The following is a 19664-nucleotide window of genomic DNA, read 5'->3' as shown; positions in this document are numbered from 1 at the left end:
CTCCGCCCACCGGCCTCCGCGGCTAGTAGGGTGAGTCCATGAGTGCTCACCACAAGAAGCGGCTGGTCCTTATGCGCCACGCCAAAGCCGACTGGCCGGGCGGGGTGGCGGACCACGAGCGTCCCCTGGAGGAGCGTGGCCACCGCGAGGCCCCCCTCGCGGGCAAATGGCTGCTCAAGCACAACATCGTCCCGGATTTCATCCTGTGCTCCAGCGCTCTGCGAACTCGGCAGACGTGCACGTGGGTGTGCAGCGAACTCGGTGAGAAGGCTCCGACGCCGAAACTTGAGGACGGCCTCTACGGCGCCTCCGCACTGCGCATGCTTGCGGTCATCAACCACGTGCCGGACACGGTGACCACTCTGATGGTGATCTCCCACATGCCCGGCGTGCAGGATCTGGCCATGCACCTCGCCTCGCGGGATTCCAACCACGATGCCTACATGGATGCCGCAACGCGGTTTCCCACGAGCGGGCTGACCGTGCTGGAGACCGAGAAGCCCTGGGCGGAGCTTGATGGCCAGGATGCCAAGATCACGCACTTCAAGGTCCCGCGCGCACACTAGCCTCACGCCCCGGCGCCCGGAACGGGCTTGGATGTGCCGGTCCGGCCCCATGGTTGCCGCTGAATTATCGGCCGGGCGTCCGTCCGCCGGACCGCTGGGCGGGCGTTCTCTGGCCCGGCGTTCGCTGGGCAGGTTTCCGCGGGGCTGCCTGCTGGACAGGTTGAACAGATTTTTGCTGAACCGGTCGCTGCGCGGGCTGCCGGGCACCCGCCGGAAGCCTCGCCGCAGGACGGGCCGGTGCTCCGGCAGCCCGGGCAGAACCCACACCCCGGGCGGGACCCGCACCCCGGGGCCTGGCTGGACCGGTGGGTCGCGTGGGTTCTTTCCGCTGGGGCCGCCTCCGGGGCGGCCAGACCGCCGCGCAGAACAGCACCAGCAGCGTCAGGCATCCCGAGGCTGCCGCCAGATAGAAATAGATGTCCGAATCCCGGGTGGTTACCGCCCGGCCCAGAGCGGCAGCATCCTGGTTGAAGGCGAGTCCCCACGTGCGCATGAAGGCGATGCTGCACCCGATGAACAGGCTGGTTCCCACCCCGCCCGCCAGGAGGGCAAGGTAACGGTGGCGGGCAAAGGCTTCCGCCACGGACGCCACGTACCCCACGGCCACCGCGCCGAGGAATGCAACCAGCGCCGCCTCTTCGAGCGTGATGGACGTCAGCACCAGCAGGCCTGCCGCTGCGGCAAACGCACCGATCGCTGTCTTTCCGCTGTTACCCATGTGACGCATGGGACTAATCATCCCTGAGGATCGGGCCCCTTCAGCACGTAGCCGCGCATGATTGTCATGATGGCTGCAACGCTTTGGTCACGGCTCCGTTCGGGGTTGTATGTCTGGCGGTCCAGCCCCACCACAAAGCAGGCGCCAAACACGGCCGCTTCCAGGCTTCCCCGGGAAATGGTGGCGTCCACCGGGTACTGCGCAGCAACGTTTTCGATTGCCGTGCCGATCACGCGCAGGAGCCTGGTCCGGAGCTCGGCGAAAGTGTCCTGCCATTCGCTCGGAGTGCGCCACTGTTCGCCCACCCACAGCCTCGCGAAGGACGGATACTCGGCCATGAAATCCATGGCCTGGCCGATCATCGCCTCCATGCCGGCCAGGGGGTCCGCCGTTCCGCCGTTGACGCTGAGCAGCCTGGCCTCGAGGATGTCGACGCCGTGCCGCAGGAGCTGGGCGATCAGGTCGGACTTGCTGCCGAAGTTGTAGTAGACGGTCCCCTTGGACACCCCGGCCGCAGCGGCGATCTCATCCACCGTCACACCTGCTGCGCCGCGTTCCCCAATCAGGTCCATGGATGCCTCGAACAGCTTCTGCTTCGTGGCGTTGGTCCGGCCGGGGCGGAGCTTCCTCGGTGCAGCGGGTTCCTGGTCCGCCTCCAGCGTGCTCATACAGCGATCTCCGGTTTCAGGGTCTTAAGGGTCCACAACTTGTTCTTTCTGACGGCCAGTGTCGAAAGTGCCATCCCCAGCAAAGTGTAGCCAAACAGCCCCGCCACCGTGGCCGGGATCAGGGACAGGTCCGCCCCGTAGACCAGGTGCCGCATGCCATCCACCACGTAACCCATGGGCAGGACCCGGTGGACGGCGTGCAGTGGTTCCGGTGTTGTCTGCCACGGGAAAGTGCCACCGGAGGAGACCAGCTGCAGCACGAGCAGGATCAGCACCACCAGCTTTCCCGGCGAACCGAGCAGCGCCACCACGCCCTGGATGATGGCGCTGAACGCCATGGCGGCGGCAAGCAGGAAGAGCCACATCAGCCACGGATGGGCAGGATGCAGCCCAAGGCCGACGTTCACGACGACGGTGAGCAGGCTCGCCTGCACGGCGGACACCGCCAGGAACGGTAGCCAGCCCCCGACGGCGATCTTCCAGGCCGGCGCGTTGGAAGCCAGGGCGCGCTGGGTGATGGGCCGCATGGCCTGGACCAGCATGAAGATGCCGATCCACAGGGCCAGGGTCATGAAGAAGGGAGCCAGGCCAGCACCATAGGAGCCGGCCTTTGCCTGCGAGACGTTGCTGACCGCAACGGGATCGGACATCACGGCCGAGAGGCTGCTCTTCTGCGAGTCATCGGGGTGGGGGACCTTGCCGGCTCCCCGGGACAAACCGTCAGCCAATTTCCCGGCACCGGCCGCGGCGGTGCCCGCTCCGCTTTCCAGTTGCGCCGCACCGTCGTCGAGCTTCCGGGCGCCCGCCGAGAGGGCGGCGGAACCGTCCACGGCCATCTGCTCTCCGGTTGCCAGCGTTGCGGCCCCGGCTGCCAGCCGCTCTGCCCCGTCAGACGCCGTCGAGATGCCGCCGGTCAGCGCTGGGGCGGCGGCGGCCAGGCGCGCCGCGCCGGCACTGACCGCAGCTGATCCCTCGGAAAGCTGCTGGATCTGCGCGGCGTCTGCCTGGATCTTCGCTTTGGCGTCGCTGACCGGGCCGGAGGCAGCTGCGGAATCAACTTCCGCGAGCACCTTTTCTGCCTGTTCCTGGGTCAGGACGCCGGCGGCCACCAGCTTGCTGCTGGACTCCTGCAGCCGGCCGCGGAGGTCATTTTCTGCTGCCCCGAGCTGCCCGACGGCGTCCTGCACCTTGCTGTTGAGCGCTGCGTTTCCTGCCGCAACTTGCGCGGCACCGTCAGCGAGGCGCTGCGCGTCCGCCGGAAGCCCGGCCGTCTTGTCGCGCAGCTCCGCCAGCCCTCCGCTCAGCTGTCCGGCACCGGCCGAGAGTTCGTTGGCCCCGTCACGCAGCCTGACCTGGCCGTTGTAAAGGTCGGCGGCCCCGGTTTCCAGCTTCCCGGTTCCCTCATGCAGAGTCACGGTGCCCTTGTGCACCCGGGTGGCGCCGTCGGCCAGTTGGGTGGCGCCGTCGGCCGCCTTCACCATCTGAGTGTGGATGGTGCCGAACCCTGTGAGGAGCTGGTTGGCTGTCTCCGCGCCGACTTCCTTGGCCACCGACGCATGGACGGCAGTGGTCAGCTTGTCCACGATGGTGCTCAGCAGGTAATTGTTGGCGTCGTTGGTGGTGACGTTGAGCATGGCCTGGGCCGCCGAATCGAAGCTGCCGGGCGAGGCCAGGTTGGCGGAGAAGTCCTTCGGGATCCTGAGGGCGAAGGCGTACTTTCCGTCGCTGACGCCTTGGTCCGCCTCTGCCGCGGACGGGACCGTCTGCCAGTTGAACACGTGCCCGTCGAGGAGGCTGTCCGCCACCTTCCGCCCGGCCTCCAGCCGGGTTCCACTGCCGGTGGCCGCCCCGGTGTCCTCAACCACGAGCGCGGCGTCGATCCGGTCGAGGTTGCCGTACGGATTCCAGTTGGCGTAGAGGTACACCGCGCCGTAGAGCAGCGGCACCAGGGCCAGGGCCAAGATGGTCAGCTTGGGCAGCAGCCCGCCGGTCATGCGCTTGAGTTCGGAGCGCGCCAGCCGCAAGACAGTCACTTGACCGCCCCACCGCTCACGCTGGAGGCGCCGGTCACGCTGGAGTTTTTGTCCACATATTCGGACTTCGGGGGCGTTTTGGGGCCATTATCTGGACAAAAACTCCCTGCGGAAGGATTGGTGGCGGCGTTGCCGATTTCCGCAGTCGGACCGGTCCAGCCGTCCGGGAGGGACATGACGGTTGCGACGACTGCGAGGGGCCGGCCGCCGTCGTACGCCAACTCCGTAAGACGCGGCAGCCAGTGGGCAGAATCGGAACCGTGCCGGTCAGGGGAGTCCACCACCAGGAGGTCCGTCCCGGGGTTGGCGAGGGCCAGCGCCGTGAGGAGCTCGGTGTGGCGCGCCGGCGGCAGCTGCTCCGTCCACAGGCCGGCGACGTCCTCGAAGCGGTTGACCTTCAGCCACGGCTTGCTGAGCAGGGCGCCGCGGTAGCGCCGGGGGATCAGGGCCAGATCCTCCGTCACCAGGTCCGCGACGCTCAGGTGCTGTTCGGGTTCGTTGACGCCGGGGGAGTCCACCAGTGCGCTGGCGCGGCGCAGCGGCCGGACCCCTGCCGAGCCGTCCCAACTGGCGGTGCCGCCGTCGGGCTTCATCCTGCCGCTGAGCACCAGGGCGAGGGCCGTGCGCCGGTCCTGGCGGTCACCGGCAACCAGCAGCAGTTCGCCGCGGGCCACCTGCAGGGACGTCGGCGGCAGGAGGTCGAGCCGCCGGCCTTTGACGCTGAGCTGTCGTGCGCAGAGCAAAGCGAGCCTTTCGCAGAAGTTGTCTGCTTCAAGCCTAACTGAACTGACTAGTCAGTTCAAATAGAAATCAGAGGCCGTACTTTTCCAGCAGCCGCAGCCAGACCTCGCTGATGGTGGGGTAGGCGGGAACCGCGTGCCAGAGTCGGTCCAGCGGAACTTCGCCGACGACGGCGATGGTCGCCGCGTGCAAGAGTTCGGCAACGTCGGGCCCCGCGAACGTTGCGCCGAGGAGCACCTTGCGGTCCTCGTCCACCACCAGCTGCGCCCAGCCCTTGTAGTTCCGGGCGTGCAGGGAGGAGCCGGCGACTTCGATGGGCAACTCCACCGATGATGCGCTGTAGCCGTCCTTGCGGGCCTGCTCCAGCGACCTGCCGACGTTGGCCAGCTCAGGGTCGGTGAACACCACGTTGGGAATGGCATGTTCGTCGGCTGTCTGCGCGTACCGGCTCCACGGCCCAGGCTCCCCGCGCAGCTCGCCCTTGGCCCTGGCGGCAATGGCTGCGCCGGTGGCCCGGGCCTCGTACTTGCCCTGGTGGGTCAGCAGCACCTTGCCTGCTGCATCGCCCACCGCGTACAGCCAGGGAGCATCGTCATTGCCCGATGCTTCCGCTACGAGACCGGTCGAATCGGTGCTGACGGTCAGCGGCTTGCCGTCGGCGGCGGTCAGCCCCACACTGTCCAGCCCCAGCCCTTCAAGCGCGGGCCGCCGGCCGGTCGACACCAGCAGCCTGTCCACCGAAACGGTGTCGCCGCCGTCGAGCGTGAGCGTCAGGGAACCGTCCGAGTTCCTGCGGACGCTGCGGGTCTTGGTGTCGAGCCGGAGCTCCACGCCGTCGGCCCGCAGGCCGGCGGCCACCAGTTCCGCGGCCTCATTGGGAAAATTGCGCAGCAGCCCGCTGCGCGCCACCAGCGTGACCGTGGACCCGAGGCGGGCAAACGCCTGGGCAAGCTCGGTTCCGGCGACGCCCCCGCCCAACACGCCAAGCCGTCCGGGGACTTCCTTTGCCGAAGTTGCCTCCCGCGTGCCCCAGTACTCAACGTCGGACAGCCCGTCGACGGGCGGCCGGTTGGGCGTGGAGCCGTTGGCAAGCACGACGGCGTGACGCGCCGTGAGTGCGTAATCGTCGCCGTCCAGCCCGGCTACCCCCACTGTCCGCTCGCCGGTGATGCGTGCCCGGCCGCGGATCAGCTCGATGCCTGCGCCCTCCACCCATTCCACCTGGCTGGCATCCTGCCAGTGGGACGTGAAGGAGTCGCGCCGCTTGAGGACCGCGGCCGCGTCAAGGGTTCGTGTCACGGCCTCGCTGGCGCCTGGAACTGACTGGGCCCCGTGCAGTGCGGTGCCCGGGCGCAGCAGTGCCTTGGACGGCATGCACGCCCAGTAGGAGCATTCGCCACCCACCAGCTCGGCTTCCACCAGGACCGCCGTGAGGCCGCCCTGCACCACCCGGTCCGCGGCATTTTCCCCTGCCGCGCCTGCGCCGATCACAATGACATCGAATTCCCGTTCAACAAGACGTGGCATGGCAAAAGCCTACGCCCAGGCCTGCCGCGGACTTCGGCACGCGCTGCCGTAACAATGAACCCCGCCGTTCTGGGGACATGGGACATCCGCTACGGTGAGGAAAAGTACGGACAGTGCAAAGGAGCCTTCCATGCAGCCCTCCAACGTGGTTCCGCCGGCCCGCTTCGGTGCCCAGGCCCGCCTGCGCGCCCTGCAGTCGGACATTATGGAGCTGATCCTCGACCGTGGACTGGAGCCCGGCGACGCCCTTCCCACCGAAAACGAGCTGTGCCTCGCCCTCGGCGTGGGCCGGAACACCCTGCGGGAGTCACTGAAGGTCCTGCAGGCGCTGGGGGTCATCGAGATCCGGCACGGCTTCGGCATGTTCGTTGCACCCAGCAATTTCGAATCCCTCGCCGACGGTCTGATTTTCCGCGGGCGGCTCTCGCTGCGCCACCATGGCCTGGAAGCGCGGCAGCTCGTGGACGTCCGGCACGCGCTGGAGGTGGGGCTCATTGGAAGTGCAATGGATGAGATGACGGCCGAACAGCTGGCCGCCATCGAGGAGTCCGTGAACCGCATGGAGGAGAGCGCGGAAGCGGGGGATGCCTTTGTGGAAGCCGATGCCGAGTTCCACCGCAGGCTCTTTGAACCCCTTAACAATGAACTCCTGCTGAACCTGCTCGGCGTCTTCTGGAAGGTTTACCGCAAGATCTATGCCGAAGTCGGACCCGGAGTGGAGGATCTGCCGGCACTGGCTGCAGTGCACCGGAACATCTATTCGGCAGTGGCTGCCGGGGACAGGGCCCGGGCAGCCCGCGAGCTGACGCACCACTTCGAGGGGTTCCGCCAGCGGATACGTGAGGCGGTTGCCGAATAGGAAGCCCGGTTGCGGACTAACCCATGCTTAAAGCAGAAGGTCCGCACCGGTTTCCCGGTGCGGACCTTCTCTTTGTGCGCCCAAAGGGATTCGAACCCCTGACCTTCTGTTCCGTAGACAGACGCTCTATCCAGCTGAGCTATGGGCGCATCTCCGGTTTCCGGCGAGTTTTTCGCTCGCCCCGAACCTCGAATAACTTTACGCGAGGACGGCCTTAGTTCCAAATCGAGAACCGTGTAATTTACGCGACTAGACCGGTCTACGTGACCTTCGTCACTAATTTCGACTTTTCTAAATCGAAATTCCTTGAATTTCCGCGGAAGTTGAGTCCCGGCGGGCAGGACATCCGATGTCTGACCGCTAATTGGTCCAGATCATCAGAAATAGCATTTAGCACACACCACTGAACCCGAGGAAGGGAACTGCAATGGCCCACTTGGCGCGACTGCCGCTGCTTGAGAAAGCACCCACCACCCATGCCGGTCTGCTGGCATGGGTTGAAGAGGTCGCTGGGCTCACCCAGCCTGACCGGATTCACTGGGTCGACGGATCCGAGGAAGAAAACACCCGCCTCACCGGCGAACTCGTCGCGGCCGGCACCCTGAAGCGGCTGAACCAGGACCTGTTCCCCAACTCCTTCGCTGCCTTCTCGGACCCCGCTGACGTGGCCCGCGTCGAAGAGCAGACGTTCATCTGCTCTGAAAAGGAGCACGATGCAGGCTTCACCAACAACTGGATGGCCCCGGCGGAGATGAAGGAGAAGCTGCGCGGGCTGTTCTCCGGCTCCATGCGCGGCCGCACCATGTACGTCATCCCGTTCGTCATGGGCCACCTCGACGCCGAGGACCCCAAGTTCGGCGTCGAGATCACCGACTCCGCCTACGTTGTCGCCTCCATGCGCATCATGGCCCGCATCGGCACGGACGTCCTGAACCGGATCACCGAAACCAACGCCTTCTTCGTTCCGGCCCTGCACTCCCTGGGTGCTCCGCTGGAGGCCGGCCAGGCAGACGTCCCGTGGCCCTGCAACCCGGACAAGTGGATTGTGCACTTCCCCGAAGAGCGCTCCATCTGGTCCTTCGGCTCCGGCTACGGCGGAAACGCGCTGCTCGGCAAGAAGTGCTACGCCCTGCGCATCGCTTCGGTCATGGCCCACGACGAGGGCTGGCTCGCCGAGCACATGCTCATCCTCAAGCTCACTTCGCCGGAACAGAAGACCTACTACGTCTCGGCTGCCTTCCCGTCCGCCTGCGGCAAGACGAACCTTGCTCTCCTGGACCCCACCATCAAGGGCTGGAAGGTCGAGACCCTGGGTGACGACATCACCTGGATGCGGTTCGGCAAGGAAGGCGAGCTCCGGGCCGTTAACCCCGAGGCCGGCCTCTTTGGTGTGGCTCCCGGCACCGGCTGGGGCACAAACCCCAACGCCATGCGCGCCATCGCCAAGGGCAACAGCATCTTCACCAACGTTGCGCTGACCGACGACGGCGGCGTCTGGTGGGAGGGCATGACCGAGGAAACCCCGGCGCACCTTACCGACTGGCAGGGCAACTCCTGGACGCCCGAGTCCGGCAAGCCGGCAGCCCACCCGAACTCGCGCTTCTGCACCCCGATCGACCAGATCGACATGCTGGCCGAGGAGTACCACAGCCCCAACGGTGTGGAACTGTCCGCCATCCTGTTCGGCGGCCGCCGCAAGACCACCATCCCGCTGGTCACCGAGGCCCGCGACTGGACCAACGGCATCTTCATGGGCTCCACCCTGTCGTCCGAAACCACCGCTGCTGCGGCCGGTGCCGTGGGCGTGGTCCGCCGTGACCCCATGGCCATGCTCCCGTTCATCGGCTACGACGCCGGCGACTACCTGAACCACTGGGTCAACCTGTCCGCCAAGGCCAACCCGGAGCGCCTGCCCAAGATCTTCCTGGTCAACTGGTTCCGCCGCACGGCAGAGGGTGGCTTCGCCTGGCCCGGCTTCGGGGACAACGCCCGCGTCCTGAAGTGGGCCATCGAGCGGCTCGAAGGCAAGGCCGACGCCGTGGAGACCCCCATCGGCTTCGTCCCGACCGGCGACGCCATTGACCTCGACGGACTCGACATGACCCCCGCCCAGGTGGAGGACGCCGTCCGCGTCGACGCCGACGAGTGGAAGACCGAGCTCGCCTCGATCGAGGAGTGGTTCGCCAACTTCGGCGATTCGCTGCCCGCCGCGCTCCAGCAGGAGCTGGAAGGCCTGAAGGCCCGCCTGGCCTAGACCAGTACGACGGCGGCCCCGCACCTTTTTCTTCAAAGGTGCGGGGCCGCCGTCGTCCGTTCTGGAGTTTTTGTCCAGGTATTGGGCGCTACACGCGCCTAAAGTCGTGACAAGTGGACAAAAACTCCCCGGCCGGAGGGGCTACGCCGCCAGCCAGATGTCCGGGCCGAAGACCTCGTAGTGGATGCGTGTTGCGGGGATGCCTGCCTCGATGGCCTCGTTGCGGATGTTTTTCATGAATGGAAGCGGGCCGCACAGATACAGGGAGGCGTTGGCGGGCAGGTGCACCTCACGCAGGGACATGAAGCCGGACTTCGTGCCCGCCTGCGGTTCCTCCAGCCAGAGCTGGAGATCGGCGCCGCCGAGCCGCTCGACGTCGTCCGTCATCTGGGAGCGCAGTGCCCAGTTGTCCATGGTGCTCTCGGCGTGCAGGACCAGCACCTGGCGGTCGGAGCCGGTTTCGGCTAGGGAACGCAGGATCGAGGCGGTGGGCGTGCAGCCAATACCGGCGGAGGCGAGAACCACAGGGCCGTCGCCGTCCTTCAGGGTGATTTCGCCGTAAGGGTTGGAGATTTCGATGGCGTCCCCGACCTCCACGCTGTTGTGGAGCACGGGGGAGACCTCCCCGCCGTCGTCGATCTTGGTGGTGAAGCTGCGGCTGGTGCCGGCGTCGCCGGAGAGCGAGTACTGGCGGACCTGGCGAAGGCCGTCCGGCAGGGTGACTTTGACGCTGATGTACTGGCCCGGAAGTGCGGCGGTGACCGGGGTGTCATCCGCAGGCGCCAGGGTGAATGTCATCGATCCCGTGCCGGCGGGGGTCTTTTCGACGACGGTCCAGGGCATCCACATCTTCGTGTTCGCCTGGGCCGCGTAGAGGCCCTTCTCCAGCTTGATCAGGGCATCGGCCATGAGCCAATACACCTCGGTCCAGGCTTCGGCGATTTCCGGGGTGATGACCTCGGCCAGGTCCTCGGCGATGGCTGCGAACAGGTGCTCATAGACCACCTGGTACTGCGGCTCGGTGATGCCCAAGGAGGCGTGGCGGTGCGCGATGCGGGACAGCACGGTTTCCGGGACGGTATCCGGGTTGTTGACCAGGTGGGTGGCGAACGCGGCGATGCTTCCGGCCAGGGCCTGCTGCTGGTTGCCGTTGCGCTGGTTGGAGCGGCTGAACAGCCCGTCCAGGAGTTCCGGGTGCGCGGCAAACAGGCGGCTATAGAACTTGGGGGTGATTTCGCCGATTCGCGAGCCCACCAGCGGCAGTGTGGCCTCAATAACGGGACGGGACTTGTCCGAGAGCATCGATACTCCTGAGCTAGTGGTCCGGGGTCTTTGGCCGGACCGGAAACTGTAGATATTGGTATTTGAAATACGAGTTTCTACATGTCTATTTCTACACCCCGTAGAAGTGATACTCCAAAACGAAGCAGGGAACGCCAGCGAGGCGGGGGAGGGGGTGCCTGAAGCGGTGGGGCGGCTAGGCGCCGGGGCGCAGTCCGATGGCCTCGAAGACGGGTGTCATCTGCCGTGAGGTGGGCAGTTCGGCCACCACGACGTCGTCGAGCTCGCGGTAAAAGGCCTCGCGGGCGCGGGCCATGGCGCCGCGGAGCCGGCATTCGTTGATGAGCGGGCAGCTGCCGGCCGGGCCAATGCACTCGGCGGCGTCCCCGCGGGTGTCCAACTGGCGCAGGACCTGGCCCACGGTGACACGGCGGCCGGCCGCGCTGAGTCGTGAGCCTCCCTTCCGGCCACGCTCCACGTCAATGAGCCCGAGCATGCGCAGCTTCGCCACGGCCTTGCTGACGTGGTTGTAAGGGGTTCCGACGGCGTCCGCGACGTTCTGGGTGGTGAGCAGGCCGCCCTCGGGCGCTGCAGCGAGCACCATGAGGGCGCGCAGGCTGACGTCCGCGAAGGCGTTGATTTTCATGCTTCTAGCCTAAATGACCTGGGCAAATCGACGTTCCGACCGGCGCCTAGCGGGTGGCTGTGCGCACCCGGTGACCGGCGGAATTCGCCGTTGCGCCCGGTCTAGTCCGCCCAAATGACAGGCTCGTTGGAGTCGGCGGCAAGGTCGCCGAACTCCCACTCGCTGCCCTCGGTGGGGGAGTACGGCAGGACGGCCGCGAACACCGCGCCGTCCCGGTGCTCGGTGGCCACGTGGATGGCGTCCGAGTCCTCCTCGACCAGGGTGATGTCGCAGACGATGGCGGCGGCGCGGAATTCGTCCCGGTGCTGGCGCAAAAGTTCCGTGATGTCGCGGATCATCGCGTCGGCGTCGAACTCGCTGTCCCCGTCGGCATCCGGATCTTCCGGTGAAACGGCGACGAGGCGGACGTCGCCGTCGTTCTCCACCACGAGGGCGAACGGCAGGAACCCGCCGCTGCGCTCAAGCTGCTCCTGGGCCGCCGCCATTCCGGTGCCCAGAAGGTTTTCCAGATCCGTGGCCGTGGCCTCCGGCACGGATGCGCGCCACGATGGCTGGGCCGGGGTCGGGTCGGGTGATGCCATGAGGACCCCTAGCTGCGGACCAGGGCCAGCACGCGGTCGCGCACCCGCTCCATCGTGGCCCGGTCCGTGGCTTCGGCGTTCAGCCGCAGGTACGGTTCGGTGTTGGAGGGGCGCAGGTTGAACCAGAAGCTGCCGTCTGCGGCGGTGAAGGTGCTGCCGTCCAGGTGGTCCACGGCCACGTCCTCGGCCTCGAAATCTACCCGGACACGCTCCACGGCGCCGGCCTTGTCCTCGATTTCCGAGTTGATTTCCCCGGAGGACACGTAGGGTTCGTACTCGCGGCCGAGCTCCGACAGCGGGCCGTCCTGTTCGCCGAGGGCGGCCAGCACGTGCATGGCGGCAAGCATTCCGGTGTCCGCGTTCCAGAAGTCACGGAAGTAGAAGTGGGCGGAGTGCTCCCCGCCGAAGATGGCGCCTTCCTCTGCCATGACGGCCTTGATGAAGGAGTGGCCCACCCGGGTGCGAACCGCCCGGCCGCCGTCTTCGGTGACGAGTTCCGGCACCGCGCGGGAGGTCAGGAGGTTGTGGATGATGGTGGGATTGGTCTCGCCCTGCGCCTTGGCGCGGGCGATTTCGCGGCGGGCCACCATGCCGGTGATGGCCGACGGCGAGACCGGCTCACCCTTTTCGTCGATGACGAAGCAGCGGTCGGCGTCGCCGTCGAACGCCAGGCCGATGTCCGCGCCGTGTTCGACGACGGCGGCCTGCAGGTCGCGCAGGTTTTCCGGCTCGAGGGGGTTGGCCGGGTGGTTCGGGAAGGAGCCGTCCAGTTCGAAGTAGAGCGGAACAATGTCGAAGGGCAGCTTGGGCAGCAGAGTGTCCCCCAGGACGGCGGGCGTAGTGAGTCCGGCCATGCCGTTTCCGGCGTCCACCACCACCTTGAGGGGGCGCGATCCGGAGAGGTCAACCAGCGTGCGCAGGTACTCGGCGTAGTCCTTCAGCACGTCCCGGACACCGATCTGGCCCTGCGTTTCGGCAGCGGGGATGGAACCGGTGTTCAGGTACTGCTCGGCGAGTGCCTGGATCTCCTTGAGGCCGGTTTCGGAGGAGATGGGGACGGCGCCCGCCTTGGCCATCTTGATGCCGTTGTATGCGGCGGGGTTGTGGCTAGCGGTGAACGTGGCGCCTGCGGCGTTCAAGGCTCCGCACGCGTAGTACAGCTCGTCCGTGGAGATCAGGTCCAGCAGCTGGACGTTGGCTCCGCGGGTGGCGGCGCCGCTGGCGAACGCCTTGCTGAACTCGGGGGAGGAGGGGCGCATGTCACCGCCGACCAGGACCGTCTGTCCCTCAAGGCCAAGCACGTCAACGAACGCTGCGCCTACGGCTTCGACGATTTCAGCGGTGATGGATTCGCCCACGATGCCGCGGACGTCATACGCCTTGAACGAGGCCGAAAGGTCAAAAGTACGGGTCTGGTCGCTAGTCACGGCACTTATCTTACGGGCACGCGCGCGGCGGCCCGTGAAGTGGATGTCACAGAAGCGTGGGCCGGCTGTTGTCCACATGGCGGGTGCGCTGGGTTTGGCGTGTCAGAGGCGGCTGGGATACTGAATCAATGGCAAATAACCAGCACGCTCCTGTCCTTGCTTCTGCCCCCGGCCCCTCCGGTACCGGCGCCGGACGGGACCAGGAAGCGGTCACTGGGACCCGGGGCCAGGCCCTGTCCGTGCTGCGCGAGCTGGTCGGCCGGCCGGATGCCGACTTCCATGACGGCCAGTTCGAGGCCATCGAGGCGCTGGTTGACGGCGGCCGCCGGACGCTCGTGGTGCAGCGGACGGGATGGGGAAAGTCCGCCGTTTACTTCGTGGCGTCCCTGCTGCTGCGGCGGCGCGGGGCGGGACCCACCCTGATTGTCTCGCCGCTGCTGGCCCTGATGCGGGACCAGGTGGCTGCCGCCGCGCGGGCAGGTGTCCGGGCCGTGGCCATCAACTCCGCCAACCAGCTGGAGTGGGATACGGTGCGGGAGCAGCTTGCTGCCGACCAGGTGGATGTCCTGCTGGTGTCCCCCGAGCGGCTCACCAACCCTTCGTTCCGCGAAAACCAGCTGCCGGAACTCATCCGGCGCACGGGGCTGCTGGTTATCGACGAGGCCCACTGCATCTCAGACTGGGGCCACGACTTCCGGCCTGACTACCGTCGCATTGCCGACCTCATCGCCGAGCTGCCGGACACCGTGCCCGTACTGGCCACCACAGCCACCGCCAACTCCAGGGTGGTCCACGACATCGAGGAACAGCTGGGCGACGGCGTGCTGACCATCCGCGGCGCACTGGGCAGGGAGTCGCTGCGGCTCGGGGTCCTGGCCCTGCCCGACTCGCGCGAGCGTCTGGGCTGGCTGCTGACGCACCTGGCCGATCTGCAGGGCAGCGGAATCATTTACACCCTGACGGTCTCCGCCGCCGAGGACACCGCCAGGCTGCTCGCGGAGGCGGGCCACGAGGTGCTGGCCTATACAGGCCGCACCGACCCTGCAGACCGGGAGAGGGCGGAGCAGCTCCTCAAGGACAACCAGGTCAAGGCACTGGTAGCTACGTCCGCGCTGGGGATGGGCTTCGACAAGCCGGACCTCGGTTTCGTGGTGCACCTCGGCGCACCGTCGTCCCCGGTCGCCTACTACCAGCAGGTGGGCAGGGCAGGCCGTGGCGCCGCCAATGCGGACGTCCTGCTCCTGCCAGGGTCCGAGGACCGCGAAATCTGGCAGTACTTTGCCACCGCCTCCATGCCCTCCGAGGAGAAGGCCACGGCTGTGCTGACCGCGCTGACGGAGGCGGGCTCGGCCGTGTCCACCGTGGCTTTGGAAGCCAGGGTGGACCTGCGCCGCACGCCGCTGGAACTCCTGCTGAAGGTCCTCGCCGTGGACGGCGCCGTGGAACGGGTGGGCGGCGGCTGGCGCTCCACCGGAATGCCCTGGACGTACGACGCCGAGCGGTACCGCCGCATCGCGGAGGCCCGGGTGGACGAGCAGGACTCCATGGTCATCTACCAGGACACCGCCGGGTGCCGGATGGAGTACATCACCTCCGTCCTGGATGACGAGACCGCTGCCGCCTGCGGCCGCTGCGACAACTGCGCAGGGAGGTGGTTCCCCTCGGAGGTGGCCTCCACCGCCACGGAGGCTGCCGGGCAGACCCTCAGCCGTGCGGGCATCGTGCTCGAGTCCCGGCTCCAGTGGCCCAGCGGAATGGACCGCCTCGGGGTTCCGGTGAAGGGGAAGATCAAACCTGACGAGAACGTTGCGGACGGCCGGGTCCTCGCCAGGCTGACGGACCTCGGCTGGGGCGGGGCGCTGCGGGAACTTTTCGCGGCCGGGGCTCCGGACCGCGCTGTCGATCCCGGCATGCTGCAGGCCTGTGTCCAGGTGCTCCGCGAATGGGGCACCGGTGATTCCCGGATCCCGGGCTGGAGCGGCGCAGGCAGGCCTGCGGCGATCGTCAGCATCCCCTCGCGCAGCAGGCCCGAACTCGTGGATTCCCTGGCCCGTGGCATCTCCCAGGTCGGCCGCATCCCGTACATCGGCCAACTGCAGCTCGAGCACGGCGGGCCCACCGGCGGACGCGGCGGCAACAGCGCCTACCGGCTAGCCGGTGTGTGGGACCGTCTCGCGGTGGGGGAGTCGCTGGCGGCAGAGCTCGCTGGCCTCGGCGGCGGCAGCGTAATGCTCATCGACGACCTCGTGGACAGCCGGTGGACCGTCACCGTGGCGGGACGCGCACTCAGGCGGGCCGGTGCGGGCGCGGTGCTTCCGCTGGCACTGGCCCAGGCCGGCTGACCTCGGCCCCCGCGTTCCGGTGCAGCATAAGGCTGTCGGCGGTGCTGAGGAGCATCAGCACCGCAATCGACAGGAACGCGCCACGGTATGCGGCCACGCCGCTGCCGTCCGGTCCGGCTGACAAGATGGCGCCAAGCCCGGACGAGACCAGGGAGTCCGGCTCGAAGAGGCGCAGCAGCAGGGCGCCTACCGCGATGCCGGCCCCCGTGGCCAGCTGCACAAGCGTCGCCGAGACAGCATTGGCCGACGTCAGCTGCCCCGGCACGATGTCTGCGTACTGGACAGATGCGTACGCGGAGAAGCCGATGGACCGGAACGCCCCGCTAAACACCAGGAGCGCGAACACCAGTGGTTCCGGTGTGGCCGGGGTCAGCATCGCGCAAAGGGCGAAGGTGGCAGCCGACGCCAGGGAAGCGAACACCAGCACCGGCTTGAACCCGAAGCGCCTGATGAGCGGCGTCGTGGCGGGTTTGATGCCGATGTTCCCGATGAACACGGCGGCCACCATGATGCCCGCGTGCAGGGGGCTCCATCCGAATCCGTTCTGGAACATCAGCGGCAAGAGGAACGGCACGGCACTGATGGTCAGCCGGTAGATGAAGCCGCCCGAGTTGGTGGCCCGGAAGGTGCGGGTGGCGAACACCGTCAGGTCAAACAACGGGTGGGCCGCGCGTCGCATCCAGAAGACCGCCGCTGCCAGCGCGAGAACCCCGGCCAGAATGCTGGGCCAGGTCCAAAAGCCGCCGGGGTGGCCGCTGGCCAGTTCAAGGCCCGCCACCAGCGCGCCCACGCCGGCCGTGGTGAGGGCAAGCCCAAGCCAGTCCAGCCGGCGGGTCCGGTCGCCGGCAACGGCGGGAACCAGGCGCAGGGCGGCGAGGAAGGCCGCGGCGCCGAGCGGCAGGTTGATCAGGAAGATCCAGTGCCAGGACAGGTAGGTGGTGAGGGCGCCGCCCACGAGTGGTGCGAGGACCGGCGCCAGCAGCCCCGGCCAGACGAGGTAGGCGGTGGCGCGCAGCAGATCCGATTTCGGCGTTCCGCGAAGCACCAGCAGCGTACCCACCGGCACCATCATCGCCCCGCCCAGGCCCTGCAGGACGCGGCTGACGGTCAGCATCGTAAGGTCCTGGCTGGCGGCGCACAGCAGCGACGCCAGGGTAAAGACAGCGATGGCCAGGCAAAAAATCCGCCGGGCCCCGAGGCGCTCCGCCAGCCAGCCGCTCAGCGGGATGCCCATGGCCACCGTCATCAGGTAGGCGGTCATGGTGATGTTCACGCTGGCCGACGGCACCCCGAAGTCCCCGGCGATGCTTGGGATGGCGGTGGTCAGGACCGTCCCGTCGAGGAACTCCATGAAGAACGTGGCCGCCACCAGCAGGGCCAGCCTGGGGCTCCAGGCCTCGCTGGCAGAAAGCTTGTTCATGCAATCATCCTGACACCGGCATGCGGTTTTGTGCCTTGCTGGTCCGGCACTCGGACGGCCGCGGCCGCAGGTCTGGCGGCCACGCGGCAGGGAAGGGGCCCGGAAACGCAAACGGCCCCGGTCCAAGGACCGGGGCCAAACGCGGAGACGGGGGGATTTGAACCCCCGGTGGAGTTGTGCCCCACACTTCATTAGCAGTGAAGCCCATTCGGCCGCTCTGGCACGTCTCCAATTGCTATTCCTAGCCCACCAAGGATACGCAGAACCGGCCATCCAGTGCAAAACGGCCGGGGAGGGTCACTGCAGAGCCCCGAAGGAGCCGCGGTCAGGCGGTGCCTTCTGCCAGCGCCTTCCACAGGAAGTGCTGGCTGCGGCCCTGGAGCGCGGCAGCCTGCCGGTTGTCCGAAGCGCCGGCATGCCCGCCCTCCAGCGCTTCGTGGAACCAGACGTTGGGGATGCCCATGGCCAGCATGCGCGCGGCCATCTTCCTGGCCTGCACCGGACCCACCCTGTCGTCGGATGTTGCGGTCCAGATGAAGGTTTCCGGGTACTCCACACCGTCCTTCAGCTGGTGGTACGGGGAGAAGGTCCTGATGAATTCCCAGTGCTCGGGCAGGTCGGGGTCGCCGTACTCGGCAATCCATGAGTGACCCGCCGACAGCTTGGTGTACCGGCGCATGTCCAGCAGCGGCACCCCGCAGGACACTGCGCCGAACAGTTCGGGATACCGTGTCAGCATGTTGCCCACGAGCAGGCCGCCGTTGGAGCCCCCGACGCAGCCGAGACGCTCGCGGCTGGTGACGCCCCGGGAGACCAGGTCCCTGGCTACCGCCGCAAAGTCCTCGTAGGCGCGGTGCCGGTTTTCCTGCAGTGCCGCCCGGTGCCAGGAGGGGCCGTATTCCCCGCCGCCGCGGATGTTGGCCACAACGTACACACCGCCCCGGCTGTGCCCCTCCGCAAGGCCGTCACCCGGAACTGCTGCCGTGCGCCGCTCCAGCCACGCGCGGCCGATGGTGCCGCTGTACGCCGGCGTACGTGAGACCTCGAAGCCGCCGTAGCCGGAGAGCTGGGTGGGGTTCTGCCCGTCCAGGACCAGGCCGCGGGCCGCCACCTGGAAGTACGGTACCTTCGTGCCGTCCGCGGAGACGGCGAAGTGCTGCTCTACCTCGTAGTCCGCTTCGTTGAAGAACGACGGCGACGCCTTCACCTCCGCATGGCTGCTCACCACGCCTGCCGCTGGCGCTTCGCCGGAAGTCCCGCCGGGAGCCCCGCCGCCGACGCCGCTGTTCGGTGTGCCGCGGGTCAGGGTGCCGCGGGTCAGGGTGCTGGGCGTCGTGAAGCCGGTGGCCACGAGCCAGAAGTCGTCCCCGCACCCTGCTCCGTCGGATTCGCCGTCAGCCTCGTCCTCGTCATCCACGGCGAAGGCGTTGACATCGTGCAGCGGCGGGCAGGCGTCGAGCTGCGAGGACCGCCACGAGTCGGCAGGATCGAGAACACGGATTTCCGAGGATACGTCCTTCAGCAGGTTCAGCAGCAGGAAGTTCCGGGTCCAGCTCCAGGACTGCAGGGACGTGTGCGCGTCCGGGGCGAAGAGAACCGTCAGCTCGCGCTCGCCGGCGAGGTACGCCTGGAAATCGGCGGCGATCAGGGAACCGGCCGGGTAGGTGGTGCCGTTCACCGTCCAGTCACGCTGCGGCCTGAACAGCAGCCACTCCCGGTGCACGCCCGTGTTCACGTCGGTGGGCACGTCCACCTGCACCCAGCCACCGTCCTGCAGCACCGAAGTGCGGCGGTTGAAGAAGTCGATCCAGTCCACCGCGAACGTCCGCTCAAAGCCGGGTGTGGAGTCGTGGGCCACGATCGCCATCATGTGGTCCTCGGGGATCTCGAAGATGCGCGGCGCATCGCTCAGGGACTGGCCCCGGCGCAAGCGCACGGCGGTGCGGGCGTACGAGGACGCCGTGCGGGGGAGATCCTCTGCGGTGCTGGCGACCAGCAGCGTGTCCGCATCGAGCCACGAGACGTTCCCCTTCGCCGTCGGGACATCAAAACCGCCGGCGGCGGGATCAACGAAGGCGCGGGTCTCGACGTCGAACTCACGGTAGCGGTTGGCGTCGCCGCCGTCGGGGGAGAGCGCCACCAGGGCACGCCGGTAGGGCTGCCCCGGTTCCGGCCGGAGCAGGTTTGCGCCATGGAAGACCCATTCCACGCCGTCGGCAGCCGCCAAGGCATCCACGTCGAGGAGGACGTCCCACTCCGGCGCGTCGCTGCAGTAGCTGTCCCAGCTGGTCCGGCGCCACAGGCCCTTGGGGTTCTGCCGGTCCTTCCAGAAGTTGTAGTACCACTCGCCGTGCTTGCTCACCATGGCGATCTTGTCCGTCGAATCCAGCACCTCGAGGATCTCGCCCTCGAGCCGGGCGTAGTCGGCATCCTCGAGCAGGTCCTCCGTGCGGGCATTCTGCTCGCGCACCCAGGCCAGCTGTTCCTCGCCGTAGATGTCCTCCAGCCAGATGTTCTCGTCGGTGGGCGCGGGGGCGGTCCCGGTGGGAGCGGCGCCGGACGCGGGGGCAGAATCAGCTGCAGTGGTGGTCATGCGCCCAT

General features: G+C 67.5%; 15 protein-coding genes and 2 tRNA genes. 4 read left to right on the top strand and 13 right to left on the bottom strand.

All coding sequences use genetic code 11. The features are described from left to right. Window positions 1–38: 38 nt before the first annotated feature. Window positions 39–566, top strand: coding sequence for a SixA phosphatase family protein (locus ACTHQX_RS15570; protein WP_236806732.1), 528 nt, complete (start codon window positions 39–41; stop codon window positions 564–566). Between the two features lie 64 nt (window positions 567–630). Here the strand turns inward: ACTHQX_RS15570 and ACTHQX_RS15565 are convergent, their stop codons facing one another. From ACTHQX_RS15565 to ACTHQX_RS15545, 5 genes are all read right to left on the bottom strand, one after another. Next, on the bottom strand, window positions 631–1284 hold the full coding sequence (locus tag ACTHQX_RS15565) for a hypothetical protein (RefSeq protein ID WP_440158108.1): 654 nt from the start codon (window positions 1282–1284) through the stop codon (window positions 631–633). Between the two features lie 17 nt (window positions 1285–1301). Continuing rightward, a complete protein-coding gene (locus ACTHQX_RS15560; RefSeq protein ID WP_236806742.1) occupies window positions 1302–1952 on the bottom strand; it encodes a TetR/AcrR family transcriptional regulator in 651 nt (216 codons plus the stop codon). Continuing rightward, a complete protein-coding gene (locus ACTHQX_RS15555) occupies window positions 1949–3985 on the bottom strand; it encodes a YhgE/Pip family protein (protein WP_236806744.1) in 2037 nt (678 codons plus the stop codon). The genes ACTHQX_RS15560 and ACTHQX_RS15555 overlap by 4 nt, the downstream gene beginning before the upstream one ends. Then, window positions 3982–4728 (bottom strand): ABC transporter ATP-binding protein, encoded by a 747-nt coding sequence (locus ACTHQX_RS15550; protein ID WP_440158109.1) that lies wholly within the window; start codon window positions 4726–4728, stop codon window positions 3982–3984. The genes ACTHQX_RS15555 and ACTHQX_RS15550 overlap by 4 nt, the downstream gene beginning before the upstream one ends. A 67-nt stretch (window positions 4729–4795) precedes the next feature. Continuing rightward, the gene (locus ACTHQX_RS15545) at window positions 4796–6253 is read right to left on the bottom strand and encodes a dihydrolipoyl dehydrogenase family protein (protein WP_440158110.1); all 1458 of its coding nucleotides are present in this window, start codon (window positions 6251–6253) and stop codon (window positions 4796–4798) included. A 130-nt stretch (window positions 6254–6383) separates the two neighbouring features. Between ACTHQX_RS15545 and ACTHQX_RS15540 the strand changes: the two genes are divergently transcribed. After that, window positions 6384–7112: a FadR/GntR family transcriptional regulator gene (locus ACTHQX_RS15540; RefSeq protein WP_440158111.1), complete on the top strand. Its 729-nt coding sequence runs from the start codon at window positions 6384–6386 to the stop codon at window positions 7110–7112. A gap of 75 nt (window positions 7113–7187) precedes the next feature. Here ACTHQX_RS15540 and ACTHQX_RS15535 read toward each other — a convergent pair. Next, a tRNA-Arg gene (locus tag ACTHQX_RS15535) sits at window positions 7188–7261 on the bottom strand. Between the two features lie 278 nt (window positions 7262–7539). Between ACTHQX_RS15535 and ACTHQX_RS15530 the strand changes: the two genes are divergently transcribed. Beyond that, window positions 7540–9366: a phosphoenolpyruvate carboxykinase (GTP) gene (locus ACTHQX_RS15530; protein WP_440158112.1), complete on the top strand. Its 1827-nt coding sequence runs from the start codon at window positions 7540–7542 to the stop codon at window positions 9364–9366. Window positions 9367–9507: 141 nt separating this feature from the next. On the opposite strand, the gene ACTHQX_RS15525 is transcribed toward ACTHQX_RS15530, so the two are convergent. From ACTHQX_RS15525 to ACTHQX_RS15510, 4 genes are all read right to left on the bottom strand, one after another. Beyond that, window positions 9508–10668, bottom strand: coding sequence for a globin domain-containing protein (locus tag ACTHQX_RS15525; RefSeq protein ID WP_440158113.1), 1161 nt, complete (start codon window positions 10666–10668; stop codon window positions 9508–9510). Window positions 10669–10843: 175 nt separating this feature from the next. Next, window positions 10844–11293, bottom strand: coding sequence for an RrF2 family transcriptional regulator (locus ACTHQX_RS15520; RefSeq protein ID WP_440158114.1), 450 nt, complete (start codon window positions 11291–11293; stop codon window positions 10844–10846). Between the two features lie 101 nt (window positions 11294–11394). After that, window positions 11395–11874, bottom strand: coding sequence for a hypothetical protein (locus ACTHQX_RS15515; protein ID WP_236806758.1), 480 nt, complete (start codon window positions 11872–11874; stop codon window positions 11395–11397). An 8-nt stretch (window positions 11875–11882) separates the two neighbouring features. Continuing rightward, window positions 11883–13301 carry a phosphomannomutase/phosphoglucomutase gene (locus ACTHQX_RS15510; protein ID WP_236806760.1) on the bottom strand — a complete coding sequence of 473 codons (1419 nt, stop codon included), beginning with the start codon at window positions 13299–13301 and terminating at the stop codon, window positions 11883–11885. A gap of 128 nt (window positions 13302–13429) precedes the next feature. Between ACTHQX_RS15510 and ACTHQX_RS15505 the strand changes: the two genes are divergently transcribed. Beyond that, on the top strand, window positions 13430–15643 hold the full coding sequence (locus ACTHQX_RS15505; RefSeq protein WP_440158115.1) for a RecQ family ATP-dependent DNA helicase: 2214 nt from the start codon (window positions 13430–13432) through the stop codon (window positions 15641–15643). On the opposite strand, the gene ACTHQX_RS15500 is transcribed toward ACTHQX_RS15505, so the two are convergent. From ACTHQX_RS15500 to ACTHQX_RS15490, 3 genes are all read right to left on the bottom strand, one after another. Beyond that, complete coding sequence (locus ACTHQX_RS15500; RefSeq protein ID WP_440158116.1) at window positions 15588–17063, bottom strand: MFS transporter; 1476 nt, start codon at window positions 17061–17063, stop codon at window positions 15588–15590. The genes ACTHQX_RS15505 and ACTHQX_RS15500 overlap by 56 nt on opposite strands. Window positions 17064–17205: 142 nt before the next feature. Then, a tRNA-Ser gene (locus tag ACTHQX_RS15495) sits at window positions 17206–17293 on the bottom strand. A 95-nt stretch (window positions 17294–17388) separates the two neighbouring features. Then, window positions 17389–19656: a prolyl oligopeptidase family serine peptidase gene (locus ACTHQX_RS15490; RefSeq protein ID WP_440158117.1), complete on the bottom strand. Its 2268-nt coding sequence runs from the start codon at window positions 19654–19656 to the stop codon at window positions 17389–17391. Window positions 19657–19664 lie beyond the last annotated feature (8 nt).

The sequence above is a fragment of the Arthrobacter sp. SAFR-023 genome, from assembly GCF_051965295.1.
Classification (GTDB): domain Bacteria; phylum Actinomycetota; class Actinomycetes; order Actinomycetales; family Micrococcaceae; genus Arthrobacter.
This window is presented reverse-complemented; position numbering and strand designations above follow the sequence as displayed.